The organism is Bradyrhizobium sp. CCGUVB14, assembly GCF_024199935.1.
GTDB lineage: Bacteria > Pseudomonadota > Alphaproteobacteria > Rhizobiales > Xanthobacteraceae > Bradyrhizobium.
Genome location: NZ_JANADS010000001.1, coordinates 5,438,172 through 5,459,983 on the forward strand (window position 1 = coordinate 5,438,172; position 21,812 = coordinate 5,459,983).

General features: G+C 63.4%; 16 protein-coding genes and 1 tRNA gene. 6 read left to right on the plus strand and 11 right to left on the minus strand.

The window, feature by feature from the left end:
• Positions 1 to 172: 172 nt before the first annotated feature.
• Positions 173 to 2,836, plus strand: a complete 2,664-nt coding sequence (locus NLM32_RS25280) for a glycosyltransferase (RefSeq protein ID WP_254131561.1) — start codon at positions 173 to 175, stop codon at positions 2,834 to 2,836.
• 321 nt (positions 2,837 to 3,157) lie between these two features.
• Positions 3,158 to 3,233, plus strand: a tRNA-Lys gene (locus tag NLM32_RS25285).
• A gap of 162 nt (positions 3,234 to 3,395) precedes the next feature.
• Here the strand turns inward: NLM32_RS25285 and NLM32_RS25290 are convergent.
• From NLM32_RS25290 to NLM32_RS25325, 8 genes are all read right to left on the minus strand, one after another.
• Complete coding sequence (locus NLM32_RS25290; protein WP_254131562.1) at positions 3,396 to 4,082, minus strand: hypothetical protein; 687 nt, start codon at positions 4,080 to 4,082, stop codon at positions 3,396 to 3,398.
• A 210-nt stretch (positions 4,083 to 4,292) separates the two neighbouring features.
• Entirely contained in the window at positions 4,293 to 4,751 is a 459-nt protein-coding gene (locus NLM32_RS25295; RefSeq protein WP_254131563.1) for a hypothetical protein, read from the minus strand.
• Positions 4,735 to 5,652, minus strand: a complete 918-nt coding sequence (locus NLM32_RS25300; RefSeq protein WP_254131564.1) for a DUF2950 domain-containing protein — start codon at positions 5,650 to 5,652, stop codon at positions 4,735 to 4,737. The genes NLM32_RS25295 and NLM32_RS25300 overlap by 17 nt, the downstream gene beginning before the upstream one ends.
• Positions 5,649 to 7,346: a DUF3300 domain-containing protein gene (locus NLM32_RS25305; RefSeq protein ID WP_254131565.1), complete on the minus strand. Its 1,698-nt coding sequence runs from the start codon at positions 7,344 to 7,346 to the stop codon at positions 5,649 to 5,651. The genes NLM32_RS25300 and NLM32_RS25305 overlap by 4 nt, the downstream gene beginning before the upstream one ends.
• Before the next feature lie 156 nt (positions 7,347 to 7,502).
• Positions 7,503 to 9,398, minus strand: coding sequence for a sensor histidine kinase (locus NLM32_RS25310; protein WP_254131566.1), 1,896 nt, complete (start codon positions 9,396 to 9,398; stop codon positions 7,503 to 7,505).
• Positions 9,399 to 9,481: 83 nt separating this feature from the next.
• The gene (locus NLM32_RS25315) at positions 9,482 to 9,895 is read right to left on the minus strand and encodes a hypothetical protein (RefSeq protein ID WP_254131567.1); all 414 of its coding nucleotides are present in this window, start codon (positions 9,893 to 9,895) and stop codon (positions 9,482 to 9,484) included.
• Positions 9,896 to 9,922: 27 nt separating this feature from the next.
• Positions 9,923 to 11,155, minus strand: coding sequence for an HlyD family secretion protein (locus NLM32_RS25320; RefSeq protein ID WP_254131568.1), 1,233 nt, complete (start codon positions 11,153 to 11,155; stop codon positions 9,923 to 9,925).
• On the minus strand, positions 11,148 to 11,585 hold the full coding sequence (locus NLM32_RS25325) for a hypothetical protein (protein WP_254131569.1): 438 nt from the start codon (positions 11,583 to 11,585) through the stop codon (positions 11,148 to 11,150). The genes NLM32_RS25320 and NLM32_RS25325 overlap by 8 nt, the downstream gene beginning before the upstream one ends.
• Before the next feature lie 140 nt (positions 11,586 to 11,725).
• Here NLM32_RS25325 and NLM32_RS25330 point away from each other — a divergent pair, with 140 nt between their 5' ends.
• The gene (locus NLM32_RS25330; RefSeq protein ID WP_254131570.1) at positions 11,726 to 12,178 is read left to right on the plus strand and encodes a hypothetical protein; all 453 of its coding nucleotides are present in this window, start codon (positions 11,726 to 11,728) and stop codon (positions 12,176 to 12,178) included.
• 25 nt (positions 12,179 to 12,203) lie between these two features.
• Complete coding sequence (ppk2, locus tag NLM32_RS25335) at positions 12,204 to 13,004, plus strand: polyphosphate kinase 2 (protein ID WP_254131571.1); 801 nt, start codon at positions 12,204 to 12,206, stop codon at positions 13,002 to 13,004.
• A gap of 56 nt (positions 13,005 to 13,060) precedes the next feature.
• Here ppk2 and NLM32_RS25340 read toward each other — a convergent pair whose 3' ends face one another.
• Both NLM32_RS25340 and aspD read right to left on the minus strand, forming a co-directional pair.
• Positions 13,061 to 13,489, minus strand: a complete 429-nt coding sequence (locus NLM32_RS25340; protein WP_254131572.1) for a hypothetical protein — start codon at positions 13,487 to 13,489, stop codon at positions 13,061 to 13,063.
• A 57-nt stretch (positions 13,490 to 13,546) separates the two neighbouring features.
• The gene (gene aspD, locus NLM32_RS25345; RefSeq protein WP_254131573.1) at positions 13,547 to 15,181 is read right to left on the minus strand and encodes an aspartate 4-decarboxylase; all 1,635 of its coding nucleotides are present in this window, start codon (positions 15,179 to 15,181) and stop codon (positions 13,547 to 13,549) included.
• A 328-nt stretch (positions 15,182 to 15,509) separates the two neighbouring features.
• On the opposite strand from aspD, the gene aspT (NLM32_RS25350) reads away from it, so the two are divergent.
• Positions 15,510 to 17,201, plus strand: coding sequence for an aspartate-alanine antiporter (gene aspT / locus NLM32_RS25350; protein ID WP_254131574.1), 1,692 nt, complete (start codon positions 15,510 to 15,512; stop codon positions 17,199 to 17,201).
• 18 nt (positions 17,202 to 17,219) lie between these two features.
• The gene (gene aspT, locus NLM32_RS25355) at positions 17,220 to 18,926 is read left to right on the plus strand and encodes an aspartate-alanine antiporter (protein ID WP_254131575.1); all 1,707 of its coding nucleotides are present in this window, start codon (positions 17,220 to 17,222) and stop codon (positions 18,924 to 18,926) included.
• Positions 18,927 to 18,939: 13 nt separating this feature from the next.
• On the opposite strand, the gene NLM32_RS25360 is transcribed toward aspT (NLM32_RS25355), so the two are convergent.
• On the minus strand, positions 18,940 to 21,693 hold the full coding sequence (locus tag NLM32_RS25360; RefSeq protein ID WP_254131576.1) for a decarboxylase: 2,754 nt from the start codon (positions 21,691 to 21,693) through the stop codon (positions 18,940 to 18,942).
• Positions 21,694 to 21,812 lie beyond the last annotated feature (119 nt).

The window sequence follows — 21,812 nt, forward strand, 5'->3', positions numbered from 1 at the left end:
GGCACTGCCGCGCGTTAACCCGACCAAACAAGGCCATGCCCTGATAAGGACATGAGGCCATGACAGTTGAGAAACCGCGCGGCAGAGGTATGCTCCATTTGCCGCGGACTTGGTCGGATCTCGGGGTCGGATCCGCTGCCCTGCCCCCTCAGCCCCTTTTGGTTTAGCCGCGATGCGCGTTGTCGCCGCCGTTCTGTTGCTCGTGTCCATGCTCCACGCCGGCCTCTGGGGAGTCCTGCGCGACAAGGAACCTGCGCCGGACTTCAAGGGCCTGTTGCCGAGCCTCTCCTACACCCCGTTCGAACCGGGGCATGTCGTCGACAACAATGTCGATCCCGACAAGATTCGCGCCGACATGAAGAAGCTCTCCACCATGACGCGTGCCATCCGCTCCTACTCTGCGACGGAAGGCAACGAGCTGGTGCCGCCAATCGCCGCCGAATTCGGCCTCAAGGTCACCGTCGGCGCCTGGATCGGCAAGGACCCGGATCGCAACGAGCGCGAGATCAAGGCCGCGATCGAGCTCGCCCGCAAGAACAGCAACGTCAACGGCGTCGTCGTCGGCAACGAGGTGATCTACCGCGGTGAGCAGAAGGTCGAAGACCTCATCGAGATGATCAAGAAGGTGAAGAGCGCGGTCCGCGTGCCCGTCACCACCGGCGAGATCTGGAACATCTGGCGCGACAACCCCGACCTGGCCTCCAACGTCGACTTCATCGCTGCGCACGTACTGCCCTATTGGGAGAATTTCCACTCGGACGAGGCGGTCGACCAGGCCGTCGACCGATACAACCTGCTGCGCAACCTGTTTCCCGGCAAGCGCATCGTGATCGCCGAGTTCGGCTGGCCGAGCGCGGGCTATAATCTGCGCAAGGCCGATCCGGGTCCGTTCCAGCAAGCGCTGACCCTGCGCAACTTCGTCAGCCGTGCCGAAGCCATGGGCATGGAATACAACATCGTCGAAGCGATCGATCAGCCCTGGAAGTTTTTTGAAGGCGGCGTCGGTCCTTACTGGGGCATCCTCAACGCCAGCCGCGAGCCGAAATTCGCCTGGACCGGTCCGGTCGAGAATCCCGACTATTGGAAACTGATGACGATCGCGCTGCTGGTCGGCATCCTGTTGTCGCTGCCGATCCTGCGGCTGGAGCAACCGACCGCCAAGCAGGCGTTCTTGCTGTCAGCCACCGCCAACGGCGTCGGCGCCTGGGCTGCGATCGTATTCGCGTTCTGGAACGGGCACTATTTCGTCTTCGGCTCGGCCTTCGCGCTGACGCTCGGCATGATCCTGCTCGTGCCGCTGGTGCTGATCGCGATGGCCCGCGTCGACGAGATCGCGGCCGTCGCCTTCGGCCGGCCGCCGCAGCGGCTGCTTGCCAAGGGCAAGCCGATCGAGAACGTGCCCGAGAATTACTACCCGAAGGTCTCGATCCATATCCCCGCGTATTTCGAGCCGGTCGACATGCTCAAGCAGACGCTCGATGCGCTGTCGCGGCTCGACTATCCGAACTACGAATGCGTGGTCATCATCAACAACACGCCCGACCCCGCATTCTGGCAGCCGATCCAGGACCACTGCCGTGCGCTCGGCGAACGCTTCAAGTTCATCAATGCCGAGAAGGTGCAGGGCTTCAAGGCCGGCGCGCTGCGCATCGCCATGGACCGCACCGCCGTCGATGCCGAGATCATCGGCATTCTCGATGCCGACTATGTCGTCGAGCCCGACTGGCTGAAGGACCTCGTACCGGCGTTCGCCGACCCGCGCGTCGGCCTGGTGCAGGCGCCGCAGGAGCACCGCGACGGCGACCTGTCGATCATGCACTACATCATGAACGGCGAATATGCCGGCTTCTTCGACATCGGCATGGTCCAGCGCAACGAGCTCAACGCCGTCATCGTGCACGGCACGATGTGCCTGATCCGCCGTGCCGCGATGGACATGGCGGGCGGCTGGTCATCCGACACGATCTGCGAGGACTCGGACCTCGGGCTCGCGATCCAGGAGCTCGGCTGGACCACCCACTACACCCGCTACCGCTACGGCCAGGGCCTGCTGCCCGATACCTACGAGGCCTTCAAGAAGCAGCGTCACCGCTGGGCCTATGGCGGCCTCCAGATCGTGAAGAAGCACTGGCGGCACTTCCTGCCCGGACGGAGCCGGCTGACGCCCGACCAGAAGCGCGAATATAGTCTCGGCTGGCTGAACTGGCTCGGGGCCGAAAGCCTTGGCGTGGTCGTGGCGCTGCTCAACCTCATCTGGGTGCCGATCGTGGCGTTTGCCGACATCGCCATCCCGGACAAGATTCTGACGCTGCCGATCATCGGCGCCTTCGTCGTCTCGCTCGCGCACTTCCTGTCGATGTACCGGCTGCGCGTCGCGATCAAACCCGGCCAGATGCTGGGTGCCATGATCGCGGCCATGAGCGTGCAATGGACGGTGTCGCGGGCGGTCGCGCAAGGACTGATCACCGAGCACATCGCATTCGCGCGCACCTCGAAGGGCGGCCTGTCCAGGATGTCGATCGAGTTCCAGGCGTTCTGGGAAGCCGTGATCGGCGCCCTGCTCCTGATCGGCTCCGGCGTGCTGATCGCCTCCAACAGTTTCAGGCAGATCACCGAGATCTACATCTTCGCGGGCGTGCTGGTGCTGCAAAGCCTGCCGTTCCTCGCCGCGGTCGCGATTGCGATCCTCGAGCTCAGCCGCATCAACTCGTTCCAGTTCTGGCGCGACAGCGCGATCCGCACCGCCGAGCTGATCGGCTTGCGCCCCGTCGCGCTGCCGACACCCGCCGGCCCCGCACAGCCGGTGCCGAGCGAGGTGCGGCGGGAGGCAAACTGATCCGGGGCCGATTTGGGCGCCCGGACCCCGTGATCAGAAGTCACGAGGTCTTTGGGCGTGGATGACGGCCCGCCAATCGGGTTCAAAACCCCGGCCTAAGCGACGGAATCGGCGAGCAAATCCTCGCTACTGCCGCGTGTTTCGGCAGCCACCCCTGCTATTGACCTCCGCGTCCCATCCCCCTACACAGCGCGGGCCGAAAGCATGATCCGGAAACCGCCGGTTCTCCCCGCAGCGCTTCAGTCAAACGCGGGCATGACATGCTTTTCCAAATGTCCGACGACGATGGCGATCAATCGAAAAGCCATCCGGCGGCCATGGGAGCGCGTAGCTCAGCCGGTAGAGCACGTGACTTTTAATCACGGGGTCCTGGGTTCGAGCCCCAGCGCGCTCACCAACAACTCCCCGAGTCATCATCTTCGGTAACAGTCGCAGGCGGGAGCGGTCCCGAACGGACTGTCACCGCAACGCGAAGGCGGGGACGGACGAAGACCCGTTGGCGTGAGCCGTTAGGCCAACTCGCGCGAACAAGGGCCCAAGCAAGTTACTCGACGCGCGCTCAGCTCTCCGGCGGAGCAACCGTAGCCGGCGCAGCAACCGTCGCGGGCGCGCTCAGCGGCGCTCCTCCCAGCGAAACGGGTCCTACGGATTTCGGCTGCCGAGCCATCCGCTTGCGCATCATGAGCCGATCGTGCGCGCGCAGCTTTGGAATGGAGGAGGTTACTTCCGACATCATCGTACTTTGCAGCGTGTCGATCTTCGCGATCAGCGTCGAAAGCTGCGGCGATATCTTCTTCACGTCGACCCGTTCGTCCGTGATGCTCTGTCGGAGAGACAGAAGGGTCGTTGAATCCTGCTGCTGCAGAGCTGCATTTTGCTGCAATGAGGAATTGATCTCCAGCAGCGCGGCGGCCTGCTGCTGCTGGGCCGACTGGATATCCTTCAAGGCAGCGACAATCGGATCCGGCTTTGGCGCGGACTCTTCCAGACGAGGGAGCAGCGCAGCCAGGCTGGTGAGGTTCGGCGACGGAAGATCGAATGGCAACGTATAGATGGCCGCCGCGCCATTGATGGCCAGGGCACATACCGCCAATGCCAGCACCGATTTCCGGCTGGACTGCTTGACCACCGCGAGCGCTTCCGGGGCTTCAGGTTCGGGGCGGACCTCGGATGCGGCGACTGCAAGTGCTGCAGCATCGAGATGTTCGACAAAGCCCGGCGTTTCGGATGTCGTGGTCATGTGCATTGACCTCATGAGCAAGCAAAAGGAGGCCGTCGCCGGAACGTCCTCGCGACGCCTCCCTTACGCAGCACTCACAACAACTGACTTAAATTGTGGGCTTTTCAGATTAATTCCACGTTAGCGACGTGGCCGCGCGGCATGCCCCGCCACCCCGGCCGATTACGGGGCGATGCGAACGGAAGAGCGGCGGCAGAGCACTGTGAACCCCGCGCGTCACTTCAGCGCGATCACAATCGTGCTCAGATTGGCCGCCAGTTCCAGTCCGGCCTTCGGACCCTGAAGCACGATCGTGACGCCCTTCTCGTTGCGGAGGTGAACGCCGTTGACGCCGCCGACCAGCGCAAAGCCGCCGCCGACGGAGCTATAGGTGCCGGCGAAGTCGCCGACCTCGCGGATATCCGAGGCCCAGCCGTCAAGACGGCCGATGGTGGCACCGGCGGTGATGCCGAAGCTCAGGCCGCTGACCCTGAACGGATAGGTCTTGCCGCGATAGACCAGCGTTCCGCTGCCGACGCCGCCGCCGACGAGAAGGCCGGCCTTGACGATCTTGACCCGGACCTGACCGCCCGCCTGCGCGAAAGATGGTGTCGCAGGTAGCGCGAGCCCCAGCGCCAGCAGGAGCATCGCAATCAGGCGGAACGCGCCGATGCGCCGTTCAGGGTTTTGCGGCATCGATTTTCTTCCAGGTCTCATCGGGGTCGAACAGCATGGTGCGTTCGGCGATGGTCTCGGTGCGCTTGCCGAGATCCTTCTGGTAGACGGTGCCTGCGTGATTGACGAGGAAAGTCATCACGCCGGAATTGCCGTATTCGGCAGGCCAGGCGATCAGGCCGAAGCCTCCGATCATCTTGCCCTTGACGACGTAGTTGAGCGGGCCGCCCGGCGCATCGCGGCCCTGCCCCTTGAGGATGTGAAAGTAGTAGCCGTGATAGGGCACGGGACCGACATCGCCTGCCCTGTAGCCCTCCTTCGAGGCCTCGGCCGCCAACGCGCCGAGCGGGCTCGGATCGCTGTCATCGCGCCAGAACAGGCCGTCCTTCTTGCCGGGTGACGAGACGATGCGCTGGGCATAGACACCGGCGCCCTCGCCGCGGTCCTTGTCGGCATATTCGTTCTGGGCATCGACATAGGCCAGCACGGTCTGGATCGCGTCGAGCTCGTTGCGGCCGATGCGGCGACGAAGCACCTCGATCCGTCCCTCGTCGGTGTCGAACGCCCAGCCGGTCTTGGTGTTCACGAGCGGGATCGGGAACGGGAAATCATCCGGTCCCAGCATCAGGGTCGCGGTCTTGTTGCCCTCCGCCTTGATGCCGTGCTTGGCGTCGTACATCGACGAGAAGCGCGCGCGGATGTCGTTGTCGGCGACCTCGTCGCCGGAGGCGACAATGTCCTCGGCGGCCCTGCCGAGCACCTTCAGGATGTCTTTCGGGCCACTCTTGACCGCGGCGGCAAGCGCGGCGGCTGCGTCCTCCGGCGACTTGTAGGATTCCTGCGCGAGGGCCGGCGAGCCGAACAATGCAAGCGCCACCATGCCGGGCAGGATCGCACGGCGGAACGATTTCAGGCCGATCATGGCATCACCTCCGCCGGGATCTTCGCGCCGCCGGCAACCCAGTCGCGGTAGGTGCGGAATGTCAGCCCGAGCTTTTCGTAATAGACGCGCAGATATCCGTCTCTGCCGCGGGTCACCGCGTCGGGCACCACCTGCTCGACCTCCTGCGCCATCACGCCGACATAGGCCTTGTCGTTGCCGATGTAGCTAAAGCGATAGTAGCCGAGGCCATTGGAGAGATGCCCGAGCAGGACGATGTCGTGCTTCAGAGCGATATCGGAGCGCCGACCACCGCCGCCGCCACGACCTCCGCCACCGCCGAAGCCGCCACCACCGCCACGCATCGCCATGCCGCCGCCACCGCCACGGCCGGCCATGCTCGGCCCGCCGCCGCCGCGCGGCATGCTTGCCATGCTGGCACGTCCGCGCGCGGATGCTGCGGCCGCCGACCGGCCGGAGGAGACGTTCATGGCGCCGCCGCGATTGCCACCGCCGCGATTGGCGCTCGCTGCCTTATTGCCGCCGCCACGGTTCGCTGCCTTGGCGCGATCGCCGCCGCCCTTACCGGCGTTCTTCGCCCGGTCGCCGCCGCCTTTGGCACGATCGCCCGCTCCGGCGCGGTCGCCGCCTCCGGGCCGATCGCCGCGATTGCCGGCACGGTCACCCGCGCGATCCCCGGCCCGATCTCCGGCACGGTCACCCGGACCACCGCGATCACCCGCGCGGTCGCCTGCCCGGTCACGCGCTCCCTGGTCGGGCCGCAGCACCTGGTTGCCGTCACGGCCTCGGAAGTCCATCCGGTCGGACGCGCCGGCCCTGACGTTGGTGTTGCCGAAGCGCTGCTGAACGTTGGTGTTGCTGTAGCGCACGCCGCCGCGATGCGCCGGATTGTGCTGCCAGCCGCCACTGATGTTGGTGGTGCGGTGATTGACGTAGACGTTGCGGTTGCCCCAGTTGCAGCCGCCGCCCCAGTAGTTGCCCCAGCGTCCGATCGCCCAGGCTGTGCCGAAGGCGAGGCCGGCGGCGATCACCCCGGCGCCGATATAGGACGGGTAGCCCCAATAATACGGCGGATATTCCGCATAGGGCCAGGTGCCGTAGACCGTCGCCGGATCATAATACGGCACGTACATTTCGTCGGGGTTGGCCTGCTGGATCACGATCGCCTGCTTGCCCTCCTGGGTCTGGACGCTGACCTTCTGCTGCTTGGTGGTAACGAGCTTCTTGTTGTCATAGGCCTTGTTGCGCAGACGCTGGATCGCATCCATCACGTCGGGCTGCTGAGCGAGAAAGGCATCGCCGAGCTTCTGGGTCCAGTCGAGCTTGTCGCTCATCATGGTCAGGACATCGGCGGTACTGGCCAATGCCTTGACGCTGTCATCCCAGGTCTGCTTGTCGACCTCGGTCTTCAGTGCATCGCCCTTCAGGCTCTTGCGCTCCTTCAGAAAGCGGTCGGCCTGCACCACTTCGAGCGGATAGGTCGAGGCGGCAAGCACGTTGGCGAGAAGCTCATCGGGATAGAGCGCAATCGGCGCGACGAGGGCTTCGAGCTGCTCCGGCTTCAGGAGCTCCGCAGCCGGCGGCGGTGGGCTCGCGGGCTGCGCCTGCGTGCTCGGGGCGGCCGGCGTCGCCGGCGTGGTGGCCTGAGCCATTGCAGCGGCGGGCACCGCCGCCACCAGCGCAAGCGCCATCAGGATCTTGCCGCAGCGAAACATCGGAAACCTCCACAAAACTTTCCGTCCGCGACCATCGGGCCGGGGCAGAGGCGTTCGTTGATCGAGATCAACGAAACTGCGCCGCCTGGCTGTTGCAACGCAAAGCGCTCACGCGATCAGTTCGGCCTCCATCAGAAGCCGGCCGGGCACCGGTCGTTATCGGACGATCGGCAGCCTGACCGTGAACAGCGCACCGCCCGCCGGCAGAGTCTCTGCGGCCATCGTGCCGTGATGGGCCTCGACGATCGTCTTGGCGATCGCAAGCCCCATCCCCATGCCCTCCGGTTTGGTCGTGAAAAACGGATTGAAGACGTTTGTGAGATCGCCGGTTGCGATGCCGGGGCCGGTATCGGCGATCCTGATCTCGGCCTGGTTGCCCGCCCGGGCCGTCGACACGTTCACCTCGCGCTTCTTCATGTCCGCATCGGAGATCGCATCCATCGCGTTGATGATGAGGTTGAGGATGACCTGCTGGACCTGGACGGGATCGCCCTTGATCGGCAGAGCGGTGGCGGCAGGCACATAGCTCAGCGCAATGCGGCGTCCATCGGCAACTGCCGCGGCCAGCCCGATCGCCTCCCACACCGTGTCGTTGAGCTCGAGAGTCCTGATCTCGAACGGCGTCTTCCTCAACACGCTGCGCAGGCGGCGGATCACCTCGCTCGCGCGCTGGTCGTCGCGCCTGATGTCGGCGAGAATGTGCCTGATCTCGTCGATATCGGGCGAGGCTCCCTTGAGCATGAGCTCCGCGGTCTCGGCATTTGTCAGGATCGAGCCGAGCGGCTGGTTCAGTTCGTGGGCAATGGACGTCGTCAGCTCGCCGACGGCCGAATACCGGTTGGCATGCGCGAGCTCGGCCAGCCGCTGACGAGACTCGACCTCGGCGAGCTGGCGGCGGCGACGCTCATGCAGCAATCCGCTGATCAGGCCCGCCTGCACCACGATGATGGCGGCGATGAGCAGCATCTGCCAGCGATAGCTCTCCCACATGGTCGGCTCGCGAAACAGAATCTCGCTCCCGGCAGGCAGACTGCTTTCGCTGATGCCCCAGCGCTGCAGCTCGCGCCAGTCGTATTTCGGCGCGGCAAACCCGATCGGCTCGTATTTGATGCTGGACGGCTTCTCGCCTTTGAGGATGCGGATGGCGGCATCGACAGTCTTCCGGGTCGTCTCCGCCGTCGAATGCATGGGGCCGCCGACAGTACTGCCGCCAAAGAACGGCTCCTGATACGAAAAGATGGGTGCATTCGCGACCGCATGCAGGCTGCGCAGCGCGATGTCGCCTTCATGGACGATTCCGGCGGCATCAACCGACATCAGACCCCAAAACAGCACTGTATGCGGCGGAAGATTCGCCGCCTGTTTCAGGATCTCCTCGAACGACAGGTCCGAAAACCAGACGAGCTCGAGCCGGCCATCCAAGGGCTTCAGCTCCCGCTTCACCTCGTCCATCCAGAATTGCTCGAGCGGCGATGCGCCGACGACGACAGCGACTGTTTTGGTCGCCGGCAAAACCTGAAGGATGTTGTTGAATGCGGCCAGGAAATCATTGCGGACCGACACCACCACGTCGTTGTCGGTGAGGTCCGAGCGATTGACGAGCCGTTGCTCGACCACGGTCAGCACCATCGGCGTGTCGGGGAAGAGTTTGGCCCGGTATCTCTGTACGAACCGCGCCGCCGGCGCGCCGATGCTCAGCACGATGTCGGGGAATGCGCCTTGATACAGCGAACTGAGATATTCGACAAAGGGAGCCTCCGGACCCGGATTGTTGAAGCGCGCTGAGAGCAGCGTGTGCTCCTGGACGTCGAGCGGCCACGGCGACTGCCGCTCAAGCTCGGCCTTGATGCTGCGGGCATACTCGCTCCACGGCCGAAACTCGCGGCCGAAGGAATGCAGGATCAGGACGCGCTTGAGCTCCCCGCCCAGCTTCCGTTCCACGGCATTGGCCCGCCCCGCCAACGTGCACACCGCAACGAACAGGCCAAGGCACAACAGCGCGGCCATCGCCGACCGCGACCTGAGCGTGTCAGTCGACATCCGCCTGTTCATGCTCCAATCCCGCGGCTTCCGACGGCCGCTTTCGGGACATTCTAGCGGGAATGGCAAGGCGCGGACAGCCCTTGGACCTGCCGCTAAGTCGCCGGGCAACGATGATAGCGGATCTCCATGTCCTCCATGCCCGGGAAGAGGCGGATCACGCTGTCGGCATCCAGCGCCTTCAGGCTGAACTGAACGTTGGACAGCATCATGTCGGTCGCACACGCCGCGATCAGATTGACATCCGGCCCGTTGTCCTTCCGCGCCTTGATCCGGCAGCGCGCGAACTTGCCGATGATCTGGTCGCCTTCGACGATGAAACCACCGCCGTAGACGTCCGACATGTCGGTGAAGCCTATCTGGGCGCCCTTGCGCACGAAGACTTTCGCGCAATTGTCGGCATCGCTCGCCCAGGCGCCCTTGAGATCGACTGCGTTAGCCTTGCTCCCGGTGACGAGCAGCGAGGCGAACAGCAATCCGCCCAATCCAAACAATTTAATCGAATTCATTTTTGATTCCCTCGCGTGCTCAGTGCCTCAGTGCCCGCTCATCACCAGCGTCTTGATCGGCATCAGCAAGGCCTGGATGCGCAGTAGCAGCGCATGGACGAGGCCGACGCCATCCACCACGTGGAGCGCGATCGCCCGGCCGGTGCTGGTGTGCTCCGCCGAAATCTCCTCGTGATTGCTGGTATAGGCGTTGACGATACAGCTGCTGCCGGGCGTGACGCCGTCGAGCCCGTTCTTGTACAGCGGTTCGAGGAACACCAGGATCGTGCCGGGCTTGACCGCGTTCTGGGCTTCGATCAGCTGCTGGCCGCCCTGAAACTGTCCGGCCGCGATGTAGTCCTGCACGCTGGTGATGACCATGGGAATGATAACCCACGGCTTGGAGATGCAGGCCGCTTCCGCCACCATGCCTTCCTTCAACACACCTGCCTCGATCTGGCCGAAGCCGGCCTGAAGCGTACCCTTGCCCGAGCCATCAGGGATGAGAATGCCGGCTGGTCGCATGATCTGCGCCACGAGGTCGCCGGGGCGAAGGAAGAATTGCTCGACGCGACCGTCGACGCCAGCCCGAATAGTGGTTTTGTCGAGATCGACCTGGGCTTGATCGAGCGCGGCCTGTGAACTCGCCTTCTGCGCCGGAAGCGACGTAGAGACTTGCAGGCTCGCGGCCTGTTTGGAGGCCGTCGCAGCATCGACGCCCGATTGACGCTGATCGACCAGTACCTGGAGCTTGTCGATGTCACGCTGTGCAACGATGCCGGGATTACGGCGCTGAAGCTCGCTCTTGACGTCGAGTTCATCCTTGGCCTGCTGATAATTCGCCTTCGCTTCGCCGATCTGCGCCTCAGCCTTGACGACATCGGCCTGCGCCGTCTGCATCGCGGCGTCGACTTCGTCAACTTTTCGCTTGGCGGTCTCCAGAGCAGCCCGCTGCTTGGAGGCGTCCAGGGTGAACAGCACGTCGCCCTTCTTCACCGCCTGGCTGAAGCTGACTTTCACCTCCTCAACGCGCCCCGATCCTTCCGGCAGAATCGGTACGGTGCGGTAGTACAGCGTCGCCGAATCCGTCGCGGGATGGAAATAGAAGATCATGGTGATGAGCGAGATCGTCAGCATCAGGCAACCGGTGATGCCCCAGCGCAGCTCGTACCAGACCGAGAAGAAGGTGATCTCCTTGCCAAAGCGCTTGCCCTGCACATAGCGACGGTAGAGATAATCCGGCACGATCGTAAGGAGCGAGCAGAACATCAGCTCAAACATGGCTGTGCTCCTTCTTGGCGATATCCGACGCGCCCGCGGCGGCCGCAGCGGGACCGGCCTCTATCGGCACATCGTCCTGCCCCGGTGTCGCGTCGGCGATCTTCTCGACGGAGTCAGCGATGCTGCGCAGCGGCGTTCCGAAGTCCGGTATATCAATCAACGCAAGCAACAGGCCCGCGATCCAGAAGATGTGCATGTGCGTGAACAGCGAGATCAGCCCAAGCACCGCGACGAACTCGAACTGCAGCTTCTGCGACTTGTGCGCCATTCGCTCGGGGAGGCTGTGCAGCCGCCAGTACAGTGTGCCGACCCAGAGCACAGTGCCGATCAGGAAAATCCCCATCACGACCATCAATGTGTCGGTGCCGCTTCCGGGCGCCAGATAGAATGGCAGATGGTGCGGTGCCAACGGATTTAGCTGCTCGTTCAAAGGTCTCTCCCGGCTCAACGTGCTCTTGCGGCACTGTGTTGGGGCAGCTTCCCAATTTGCTTGATTTGAATCAAGGGAATGCCCCTCACCGGACATAGCGTTTTGTGAACGCGTTTGAATAATCACAGGGAGCCGCTGCCATGCCCGGCCTCGACGATCTCATTCCCAACGCCACCCAGATCCGGAAGGAAGCCGCGCTCAAGGAGGCGGAGAAGGCCGACGAATATGTCCGTCTCGCCACGGCTGCCGAGGCCGAGAAGCGCGCGCTGATCGAGCGCCTGAGCAAGCCCTCCGGCAAGAGCGAAGAGGAGAAGATCAAGCTCGCCGCCACCATCATCCAGCGCGCCGTGCGCAACGGCCTGACCGAGGTGCTGGTCTACCGCTTCCCGAACTCGCTCTGCACCGACAAGGGGCGCGCCATCAACCAGATGGAAAAGGGTTGGGAAAAGACGCTCACCGGGATCCCCAAGGAGATCTTCCAGCTCTGGACCGACTACCTCCAGCCGCGCGGTTATCGCATCGCCTACCAGATCATCGACTTCCCTGGCGGCATGCCCGGCGATATCGGCGTGACCATTTCGTGGGACGAGTAACGCGTGCAATAGCGAAAGGACAGGCATGGCCAAGGACGAGCCCGCGGAGAAAATGAAGCGCAAGGCCTACGAGAAGGAGCTCGAAAAGCTCCAGGTCGAGCTGTGCCATCTCCAGGAGTGGGTCAAGGCCCAGAAATTGAAGGTGATCATCATCTTCGAGGGCCGTGACGCCGCCGGCAAGGGCGGGACCATCAAGGCATTGACGGAGAAGGTGAGCCCGCGGGTATTCCGGGTCTGCGCCCTGCCTGCACCGTCCGACCGGCAAAAGTCCCAGCTGTTTCTGCAACGCTATATCGAGCAATTTCCGGCCGGGGGCGAAATCGTGATCTTCGACCGCAGCTGGTACAACCGCGCCGGCGTGGAATATGTCATGGGCTTCTGCTCGCCGGCCGAACACAAGCGCTTCCTGGAATTGTGTCCGCTGGTCGAGAAATTCGCCGTGGACGCCGGCATCATCCTGATCAAGCTGTGGCTCGAGGTCGGGATGGAGGAACAGGAGCTTCGCTTCAAGGCACGGATCGAGGATCCGCTGCGGCAGTGGAAGCTGAGCCCGATGGATACCGAATCGTTCGGCCGCTGGTACGATTACTCCCGTGCGCGCGACATGATGTTCGAGGCGACCGACACCAAGCATGCGCCGTGGCGGCTGATCCGCTCCGACGACAAGCGGCGCGCCCGGCTCAACGTCATCTCGCATATCCTGCAAAGGATCCCGTACAAGAAGATCAAGCGCGAGAAGGTCACGCTGCCGCCACGCTCCCACAAGGGGCGCTACAATGACCAGGCCAGCCTGCGCGGACTGAAATTCGTTGAGGAACGATACTGAAAAGCGGAACGGGCCGGGGGTAACCCAGCCCGTTCACCCTCGCCGATGTCCTTCGCCTATTTCAGCTTGATCGTGACGCCGCCCACCGCGGCCGACACTTCCGCGCCGACCTTCGGCCCACTGAGCTGAAGGATCACGCCGTTGCCGTTCTGCAACTGCACGGCGCCCGCACCGGCGGCAACAGCGCCACCCGCCCCGCCTGCCGCGTAGGAGCCTTCGATCGACTGCGGCCCTTTGAGATTGAGCGCGCGGCCGACGAACTTGGTGGTCGAAGCGCCGATCGTGAATCCGACGCTCATGCCGGAGACGGTGAAGGGGTATTTCTTGCCCCTATAGACCAGCACGCCCTCGCCACCTCCGACGCCGACGATGAAACCGCCCTTGGTGAAGACGACGGCGACCTGCCCGGTATCGGCACGCGACGGCGCGCTGAAGGCCGTGACAGCGGTTAAGGCAAGAGCAGCACCAACAACAAACCCTTTCATGACTTTCGTTCCCCATTTGAGATTGACGTCCAACCAGTCCGGACCAGTACGCCGGCCCTATCGCGTCGCCTTGGCATTCCCGCTTCCCTTGGCGGCCTCGTAGGCGTCCCGATAACCGCGTGCGATCGCCCGAACGCCTCGCCCGATGTCGTCGTAGACGTCGTCCGGAAGATTGGCCAATGACACACGCAAGGACCATTCGGGCGCATCGAAACCGCCGCCGTTCAGCAGGACGATGCCGTGGGCCTCAGCCAGGCGGAATGCGAGATCGAGCGGATGGATATTCTTCTTCAGATAGTCGACAGCTTCGTTCCCGATGTTCTTTCTCGCCCAGAACTCGAAATCGATCAGTCCGTAATAGGCGTCGTAGTTCGGATTGGGCGTCATCTTCTCGGCAAGCCCGAGCCCGTCGAGCAGCGCCCACAGCCGCTTGTTGACGATTTCCATGCAGGCGGCCTGATAGGCCTTCTTCGTATCCAGCATCTCCGACAGCGAGAACAGGCTCATCATCACCTGCTGCGGCAGTGACAGGCCGGCCGTGTGATTGAGCGCGACATCGCGACTGTCGGCAACGATCCGGTCGATGATCTTCAGCTTGCGCGGCTCCAGCGTCAGCGGTCCGTAGCGCTTGTCGAGGGCCTTGACCGCGGCCTCGGGCAGCTTCGCGATCATCTTGTCGAAGATGTTGTCTTCGTGAATGGCGATGGCGCCGAGCCGCCACCCCGTGCAGCCGAAATATTTGGAATAGGAATATACGCCGATGGTGTTGTGCGGCAGCTCGCCCAGCAGCGAGCGAAAACCATGGACGAAGGTGCCGTAAACGTCGTCAGTCAACAGCATGAGATCGGGCCGCTTGGTCTTGACCAGCTTGCTCAGCTTGCCGATCGTTTCCGGGCTCACCCCCATTCCGCTGGGATTGGCGGGGTTGACGATGAAGAATGCCTTGATCTTCGGATCTTCCAGCTTCTTGATCTCGTCGTCGGTGAACTGGAATTTATTCTCCTGCGGCGCCTTGATCTGGACGACCTTGAGGTCGTAGTCCTCCAGATGCGTCATCTCGATGTAGGGCGTGAAGATCGGCGTTCCCAGCGCGATGGTATCGCCGGGGAGCAACAGGCGGTTGGCCTTCAGCGACTTGAAGAGATAGCACATCGCAGCCGTGCCGCCCTCGACCGCATAAATGTCGAACTTGCCCGATGGCCGCGGCTCGCCGCAGACGGCCCACATCAGATATTCGTGCACGATCTTCTCGTTGTGCACCAGCATGCGGTCCGGCACCGGATAATTGTCGCCGATGATGGAATCGACGAGCTCGTGGATGAAGGCGTCCGGCTCGAAGCCGAATTTCTTGACCGCAAAAGGCAGCATCTCCGAGAGGAAGCTTGCGCCCGGCATGTCCGAATGCTTGGCGAGCCAGGCCTCGTAGCGTGCGGCAATGCCCTTGGCCTGGGGCATGCCCCCGATCCCGGACGGGTGCTCCATAACCCGCTTGCTTTCGGTGATCGCGAACTGCCCGAGCAGGAAGAAGCCTTCGCGCGGCGTGGTGGCCACCCAGTTCGGGTTACCGCGGCCGGCGTTCAGGAATGCGGATTGCGTCCGCTTCGACGTCGCCTTGGCGAGATTGATCAGCTCGTCCTTGATCTCGAACGGGCTCAGTGCCTCGAATTTCTTCAGCGTCAAGATATCGGCCATATGACACTCCCGAACGATGCGATCTGTTGGGACGAGGTGGAGCAGGCTTCCCTGCCTGCGTCATCGCGCTCAGGATGATGGGCAGCCAGCGGCTTCCCTTGATCTAGCTCAAGGGTCTTGCAACCCGCCGCTGTCCCGCAACGCAGCGCGATGTGTGTTGTCGATCCTGCACGCTGCAAGGCTCGGCCGTTGACATAAATCAACATGTCCGGCGTGGGCCATCGCCTCATATCGCTCGATACGGCTTCAGATCTCGTTCTCGAGATCTTCGCATCCGATGTGGCGCGGAGCGAGCTGGGCGCGTGCCGATGCACGAAGGGGTGACATCATGATCGACTGGTTCTTTCAGACGCTCAAGAGCTATCCGGAAATCGCGATCTTCCTGTCCTTGGCCCTGGGCTATTATTTCGGCTCCTTCACCTACAAGGGACTCGGGCTCGGAGCCGTCACCGCGACGTTGATCGCCGCTGTGATCATCGGCCAAATCGGCATTACGGTGACAGGTCCGCTCAAGCCGTTCTTCTTCCTGATGTTCCTGTTTGCCATCGGCTACGGGGTCGGTCCGCAATTCGTGCGCGGCATTGCGCAGGACGGTGTCCCACAGGCGATCTTCGCGGCCGTCGTGTGCGTGTTCTGCCTGATCTCGGCGTATGTTGGAGCAAAACTTGCCGGCTATGATGTCGGTTCAGCCGCCGGACTTTATGCCGGCTCGCAGACGATCTCGGCATCGATGGGCCTTGCAACCGATGCCATCAACCGACTTGGCCTGTCGCCGGAGGACACCAAGAAGATCCTCGATGGCATGCCCGTCGCCTACGCCGTCACCTACATCTTCGGCACCGTCGGATCCGCCATCGTTCTTGCGCTGTTGGGCCCCGCCCTGCTCGGCATCGACCTCGAAGCGGCGTGCAAGAAATATGAAGAAGAGCACGGCGGCAAGAAGCAGCTGGGCGGTCCCGGCACCGCGTGGCATCAGTTCGATGTCCGCGCATTCCGCGTTCGCGAGCGCGGCCCGGTGGTCGGAAAAACGGTGCGGGAAGCCGAGGCGCTGCTGCCCGACCATCGTGTGTTCATCCTGCGGCTGAGACAGGACGGCAAGATCATAGACGCCACCGCGGATGCCGTGATCCACGCAAACGATGTCGTCGCCGTGGCCGGCCGGCGCGATGTGCTCGTGCAGTTGATCGGCGAGCAGGCCGAGGAAGTCGATGATCGGGACCTCCTCTCGATGCCGATCGAGGGCGTCGATGTCTACGTGACCAGCAAGGACGTCGACGGCAAGACCCTGGAGCAACTGGCGCAGATCCCGGCATCGCGCGGCGTGTTCCTGCGCAAGATCACCAGAGGCGCCATCGCGGTCGATATCCCGATCCTCCCCAACACCAAGATCAATCGCGGCGACATCGTCACCATCGTCGGGCGCACGCCTGACGTCGCGGCCGCGACAAAGATGCTCGGCCGGCCGGACAAGGCGACCGACGTCGCCGACGTGGCCTTCATCGGCGCCGCCATCGCCATCGGCGCGCTGATCGGCGCCATCGTCTACAAGATCGGCAGCGTGCCGCTCACGTTATCAACCTCCGGCGGCGCACTGATCTCGGGTCTGTTCTTCGGCTGGCTGCGCTCGGTGCATCCCACCTTCGGGCGGATTCCCTCACCGACCGTCTGGTTCATGAACTCGGTCGGTCTCAATGTCTTCATTGCGATCGTCGGTATCTCGTCGGGACCAGGATTCGTGGCTGGCCTCAAGGCGCAAGGCATCGGCCTGTTCCTCTGGGGGGTCGCTGTGACGACCGTGCCGCTGATCCTCGCCATGTATGTCGGCAAATACGTATTCCGCTTCCATGACGCCATCGTGCTTGGATGCTGCTCGGGCGCTCGCACCACCACGGCCTCGCTCGGCATGATCAACGATCGCGCACGCAGCCAAATTCCCGGTCTCGGCTACACCGTCACCTACGCGGTCGGAAACACGCTGCTGACGATCTGGGGCATGGTTCTCGTCATGCTGATGACATAGAGATCGGATGGCCCAAAGATGCTGACCGAGATGCTGACTTGGCTGGAGCAGTTTCTCGTCCGCTATCCCGAGCTTGCGCTGTTCCTGGTGATCGCCGCGGGCTACTGGATCGGAAGCTTCAAGATCGGTGCCTTCAGTCTCGGCCCGGTCACAGGCTCGTTGTTCGCCGGCCTCGTGGTCGGCGACTTCGCGCATGTACCCGTCTCCGGCATGACCAAATCCTTCCTGTTCCTGCTGTTCCTGTTCGGGATCGGCTATTCCGTCGGTCCGCAATTCGTTCAGGCCATGAAGCGCGACGGATTGAAGCCGATGCTGCTTGCCGTCGTCGTGGGCCTCACCGGCCTTGCGGCCGCCATCGTCGTGGGAAAGACGCTCGGTCTCGATCCCGGCCTCGCGGCCGGGCTGATGTCGGGAGCCCTGACGCAAAGCGCGGCGATGGGAACGGCGACCGACGCGATCAACGGCCTCGCTGCACCCGAGACGCAGCGTGCGCTCTATGTCTCGCACATCGCGGTCGCAGACGCCGTCTGCTACATCTTCGGCTATGCGGGCGTGATCCTGTTTATCACGGTGGTCGCGCCTGCCCTCCTCAAGATCGACCTGCGCGACGAGGCACTCAAGCTCGAGCAGTCGCTGGGCATGAGCCGGAGCAAGCCGGGCCTGGCGTCGGCATGGCGGAAATTCGAGCTGCGTGCCTATCGGCTCGACGCGGACTCTCCGCTGATCGGATTGACGGTCGCCGCCGCCGAAGCACGCCTGCCGGAGCACCGCCTGTTCATTCACCGGATCCGGCACGGGGAACGCATATCCCAGGCGGAACCGGGCACGATTCTCGCCCCTGGCGATGTGATCGCGATCTCGGCGCCGCGCCATATCATCGTCGAGCTGATCGGCTCCCGCGCCGAGGAGGTCGAGGACAGGGATCTGCTCGACATTCCCCTGATCTCCGCGGACGTCTTCCTGATCAATGCCAAGCTCGCCGGCATGAACCTGCAGGAGGCCTCGCAGCAGGACTGGACACGCGGACTTTATTTGCGCTCGTTACGCCGCGGCGGCCAGGAGTTGCCGATCGCGCCTGGTGTGGTCCTGCAGCGCGGCGATCTGCTGCGGATCGTCGGTCCCGAACCGGTCATAGAGAACGCGGCGAAGAACATCGGCGTCATCGTCGAGCCCAGCACCAGCATCGATTTCGTGGTGCTTGGGCTCGCCATATTCTTCGGCGGCGTCGTCGGCGTGCTCGTGAGCTTTCCTGTCGGCAGCATCAAGATCGCACTGAGCACCAGCGTCGGCACGCTGCTCGCCGGGCTCCTGGTCGGCTACCTCCGCACGCTCAACCCGCGGTTCGGCCGAATTCCGGACGGCGCCATCAGCCTGATGACGTCACTCGGGCTTGCCGCGTTTGTTGGTCTCACCGGAATCCACGCCGGGCCCATCTTTCTCTCCTCCTTGCGCGAGTCCGGCATCGGCCTGCTGCTCGGCGGCATGGTCGTGACGCTGCTGCCGCAGATCGTCGGATTCTGCTTCGGTCACTTCGTCCTGCGCATGAACCCGATCCTTCTGCTCGGCGGATTGACCGGCTCGCAGACGGTGACGGCCGCCATGGCCGCCCTCCAGGAGCGATCGGGAAGCCCGGTGCCCGTGCTCGGATATACGCCGGCCTATCCCGTCGCGAACATTTTGCTGACGACCTGGGGCTCGGTGATGGTCGCCGTGTTCGCGCCCTGAAGGGGGCCGCGTGCTATGACGCGGCTTTGAGCTTCGGTTGCGCGCCCGGCTTCGGCCGGCCGATCTTGCCCAGCGCTTCCGTGCGCACGAGCTTCAGGCCCTCCTTGGCGTCGTAGCCATGGATCTCCTTCACATCGAGCTTGCGCATGAAGTCGATGGTCTCCTGGGTGATGACCTGACCCGGCACCATGATCGGGAAGCCCGGCGGGTACGGGATCACGAAATTGGCCGAGACGAGCTCGGGCCCGGCCTTCAGGCGCCGATCGATCTCGGGATCGTTGAGGCGGATATGCTCGCAGCCGGCGACGTCATAGGCGGCATAGAAGCCGCTGCGAATGTCGCCTTCGTTGGTCTTGGTGCCGGCATCGCCGCGGAAGCTCGGGTGGAAGTGCGAGAAATTCGGGAGATCAGGTACGTCCTTCATCAAGCTCTTGACCCGCGCCTCGAAAGTCTGGCGCGCATTGGCGCCGCCTTGTGCGAGCCCACGGTCCACCTCGCCCGCGATCTCGGCGAGGACGCGCACGAGATGCGCGACATCGCTGCGGGTGTTGTTGATGTTGGACTGAACCAGCACAGAGTTGCGCGAGGTCTTGTTGACCTGGATGTTGTACTCGCTGGCCAGAATGCCCTTGAACTGGGTACCGTCGAAACCCGCCGTGCCGCACACCAGCGTCATGCGGGTCGGGTCGAGACAGAACTCGTCCTCGTCCAGGCTTTTGAGCGTGTTGGCCCAATTCACGCCGGCCGCGAGATAGTCCGTAAACCCGCTCTGGCGGTATTGCGCCGGCACCATGGCGTCGGCGCCGAGAACGTGGAAGTATTTTGAGATCAGCGGATTGTTGTTGACCGCGTTGCGAATGGCGAACGCGATCTCCATGGCGTTGGCGACGAGGCCATAGCCCTCCAGCTCCATCTGGCGCCGCGAGATATCGAGGCTGGCAATGAGCTGCTGGTTCGGACTGGTGGAGGCGTGCGTGAACACGGCTTCCTTGAACTGCTGCTCGACCGTGTGGAATTCGACGTCCTTGACCGACAGCATCGAGCCCTGCCGGATCGCCGACATCGACTTGTGGGTCGAGTTGGTCTGGTAGACGCGGAGACGAATCTGGCGCGGATCGGGAATGAGGCGCGTCTTGAGCAGCACCTCGTCCGTCGGATTCTTGCCGAGCTCGGCCTGCTGCTTCTCATAGGCGGCGACCGATTTCGGGTCGCGCATCCACGCCTCGATCTCGTTGGCGGCGCCGAGGCCGGTGCGGCGACGCAGGAACGGCGAGAAGCGCGCGAAGCCGAACCAGGCTTCATCCCACAGGAAGATCAAGTCCGGCTTGATGGCGAGGCATTCCTCCATCACCCGGCGAGTGTTGTAGATGTGGCCGTCGAAGGTGCAGTTGGTGAGGTCGAGCAGCTTGACGCGGTCGAGCCGTCCGTCGGCCTTGGCGTTGAGCAGCGCCTGCTTGATGGTCTTCAGTGGCACCGCGCCGTACATCGAATATTCCGTCATCGGGAAGGCTTCGACATAGAGCGGCTGCGCGCCGGCCAGCACCATTCCATAATGATGCGACTTGTGGCAGTTGCGATCGACGATCGCGATATCGCCCGGCGCCAGCAGCGCCTGCACCGCCATCTTGTTCGACGTCGAGGTACCGTTGGTGACGAAGAAGACGCGGTCGGCGCCGAGCGCCCTCGCCGCCTTCTCCTGTGCCTTCTTGATGTTGCCGGTCGGCTCCAGCATGCTGTCGAGGCCGCCGGTGGTGGCGCTGCTCTCGGCCAGGAACAGGTTCGGGCCGTAGAACTCGCCCATGTCGCGGATCCAGTCGGATTTGAAGATCGACTTGCCGCGGGCAATCGGCAACGCATGGAACGTGCCTATGGGGCGCTGCGCGTATTTCTTGAGGTTGTCGAAGAACGGCGTGTCGTAGCGATCCTGGATGCCTTCGAGGATCGAAAGATGCAGCTCCAGTAACTCTTCCACCGAATAGAAGATGCGGCGAACGACGTTGGCCTCGGGATTACCGGCCATTTCCTCGACGTCACGATTCGAGATCATGTAGAGATCAAGCTCGGGCCTGACCCGCTTGATGATCTGGGCCAGCCGCAGCGCGGATGCATCGGACTCGTCCTTGAGGCCGGCCGCGGCCGTCATCGAGCGGAGGACCGGCGCATCGTGGCGCGAGCGCAGGCCAAAGCCCTCGTTGATGACGACGGCCCCGAGGTTTGCATTGAGCATGGTCGCGCAAAAGGCGTCTTCCAGATTGCCGACGATGACCGGCTCGTAGATGAAGGCGTCCTCCGGACGGCGCAGCTTGCGCCATTCGGACGCCAGCGCCGGCCACTGGCCGGGTGACACGCCGGTGACGATCAGTGTTTCGAAATAGGGCCGGCGCGCCTTATGCGCACCGAAAGTGGGCGACACCAGTTCGGGCGCATCGCCATTGCCATCGTCCTTTGCATTCCAGTCGCCGGCATGCTGGCGGAATGATCGCGTCGCCAAAGCCTGGGTGATCCGGGTCGCAAGCGACAGCGACGCGGCCGCATCGCCGACCGCGGCTGCTTCGCGCAGGGAAGCCATCAATTGCAGGCCGGGATAGCCGTGGAATTCTTCTGTCACCGACAGGCTGGCCAGCGCCGCGTCATAGGCCGTTCGATCGCCGCCGCGCGCCCAAACTTTTGCGGCCTCGACCAGATCACGCCAATCGTCGGCGCGCGCTCCGGGCCCGGAAAAGAACTGGTCGATGCGCTTCTGCGCGATCTTCGTATCCTTGGCCATGCGTCTCTCCCGATCTTTTTGGGGAAGGTGATGCGGGATCGTGCTTTCGGCGCCGGTCGCTCCATTTGATCCAAGTCAACGGTCGCGCGCATTCCGGGGACGCGAAGCGCCGCAGTTCG

Coding starts and splice junctions, on each gene's coding strand:
- NLM32_RS25280 (WP_254131561.1), top strand. CDS start 173: ATGCGCGTTGTCGCCGCCGTTCTGTTGCTCGTGTCCATGCTCCACGCC.
- NLM32_RS25290 (WP_254131562.1), bottom strand. CDS start 4,082: ATGCACATGACCACGACATCCGAAACGCCGGGCTTTGTCGAACATCTC.
- NLM32_RS25295 (WP_254131563.1), bottom strand. CDS start 4,751: ATGCCGCAAAACCCTGAACGGCGCATCGGCGCGTTCCGCCTGATTGCG.
- NLM32_RS25300 (WP_254131564.1), bottom strand. CDS start 5,652: ATGATCGGCCTGAAATCGTTCCGCCGTGCGATCCTGCCCGGCATGGTG.
- NLM32_RS25305 (WP_254131565.1), bottom strand. CDS start 7,346: ATGTTTCGCTGCGGCAAGATCCTGATGGCGCTTGCGCTGGTGGCGGCG.
- NLM32_RS25310 (WP_254131566.1), bottom strand. CDS start 9,398: ATGAACAGGCGGATGTCGACTGACACGCTCAGGTCGCGGTCGGCGATG.
- NLM32_RS25315 (WP_254131567.1), bottom strand. CDS start 9,895: ATGAATTCGATTAAATTGTTTGGATTGGGCGGATTGCTGTTCGCCTCG.
- NLM32_RS25320 (WP_254131568.1), bottom strand. CDS start 11,155: ATGTTTGAGCTGATGTTCTGCTCGCTCCTTACGATCGTGCCGGATTAT.
- NLM32_RS25330 (WP_254131570.1), top strand. CDS start 11,726: ATGCCCGGCCTCGACGATCTCATTCCCAACGCCACCCAGATCCGGAAG.
- ppk2 (WP_254131571.1), top strand. CDS start 12,204: ATGGCCAAGGACGAGCCCGCGGAGAAAATGAAGCGCAAGGCCTACGAG.
- NLM32_RS25340 (WP_254131572.1), bottom strand. CDS start 13,489: ATGAAAGGGTTTGTTGTTGGTGCTGCTCTTGCCTTAACCGCTGTCACG.
- aspD (WP_254131573.1), bottom strand. CDS start 15,181: ATGGCCGATATCTTGACGCTGAAGAAATTCGAGGCACTGAGCCCGTTC.
- aspT (WP_254131574.1), top strand. CDS start 15,510: ATGATCGACTGGTTCTTTCAGACGCTCAAGAGCTATCCGGAAATCGCG.
- aspT (WP_254131575.1), top strand. CDS start 17,220: ATGCTGACCGAGATGCTGACTTGGCTGGAGCAGTTTCTCGTCCGCTAT.
- NLM32_RS25360 (WP_254131576.1), bottom strand. CDS start 21,693: ATGGCCAAGGATACGAAGATCGCGCAGAAGCGCATCGACCAGTTCTTT.